This window comes from Micromonospora sonchi (assembly GCF_014646235.1).
Taxonomy (GTDB): Bacteria; Actinomycetota; Actinomycetes; order Mycobacteriales; family Micromonosporaceae; genus Micromonospora; species Micromonospora sonchi.
In genome coordinates this window covers 1-964 of sequence record NZ_BMNB01000092.1, presented here as the reverse complement: position 1 = coordinate 964, position 964 = coordinate 1, and the positions used below count along the sequence as shown (strand labels likewise).

General features: G+C 64.1%; 1 protein-coding gene. It reads right to left on the bottom strand.

What is annotated here, in order from left to right; translation table 11 throughout:
* Window positions 1-14 precede the first annotated feature (14 nt).
* Entirely contained in the window at window positions 15-878 is an 864-nt protein-coding gene (locus tag IEY61_RS30890) for an IS5 family transposase (RefSeq protein WP_189050882.1), read from the bottom strand.
* Window positions 879-964 lie beyond the last annotated feature (86 nt).

Here is a 964-nt window from a genome sequence, read left to right as displayed (position 1 = left end):
AGAGGGCATCTCGATCATGTGTGTTGTGGTGTGTCTGTTTCGGGTTGATCGTCTCGCCAGGACGGGGTGGTTTCGTGGGTGAGGCGTCGACTCATGTTGTCGATCATGGCCCAGTGGATGTGGGCCCGCGAGTGTTCTGGTGACGTTTCGTAGTCGCGGGCGAGGCGGCGGTGGAGCATGATCCAGCCGTTGGTTCGTTCGATCGCCCACCGTTTGGGTACCGGCTGGAATCCCTTCTGGCCTGGGGCTTTCGAGACCACCTGTACGTCGATGCCGTGGGCGGCGCCGCGTTCGATGACGGTGTTGCGGTAGCCGGTGTCGACCCAGACGGTGCTGATATGACGGTGGGTGGCGGCGAGGTGGTCGATGACGTCGCGGCCGCCAGCGGTGTCCGAGACGTTGGCGGCGGTGACGATGACGACCAGCAGCAGACCGAGCACGTCGGTGGCCAGGTGCCGCTTGCGGCCCTTGATCTTCTTGCCGGCGTCGATGCCCTGACTGGTTTCGGGCACGTTGTTGCTGGTCTTGACGCTTTGCGAGTCGATGATCGCCGCAGTGGGCTCCGGGTCGCGGCCGGCTGCCTGGCGGACCTTGCCGCGAAGCAGGTGGTGGATGCTCTCGGTGATGCCGTCGGCGGCCCACCGGGTGAAGTACGAGTGGACGGTCTTGTACGGCGGGAAATCGTGGGGCAGGTACTCCCAAGCGATGCCGGTCCGGTTGACGTACAGGATCGCGTTGACGATTTCCCGCAGGTCATGCGTCGGCTTCTTGATCCCGAGCCCGCCCTGCGCGGCCCGCCACGCGGTCAACGTGGGTTCGATCAACGCCCAACGAGCATCGGACAGATCAGTGCGATACGGACGGCGAGGGGTCGTCATACATCGATCATTCCGACCCCTGCCGCCCGATCCCAGCACCACACCAACCAGCGTGTACTAGATCAAACCCAACCGAGATGCCCTCT

Bases quoted from the DNA above. Each gene is read 5' to 3' on its own strand.
- IEY61_RS30890 (WP_189050882.1), bottom strand. From the start codon at position 878: ATGACGACCCCTCGCCGTCCGTATCGCACTGATCTGTCCGATGCTCGT.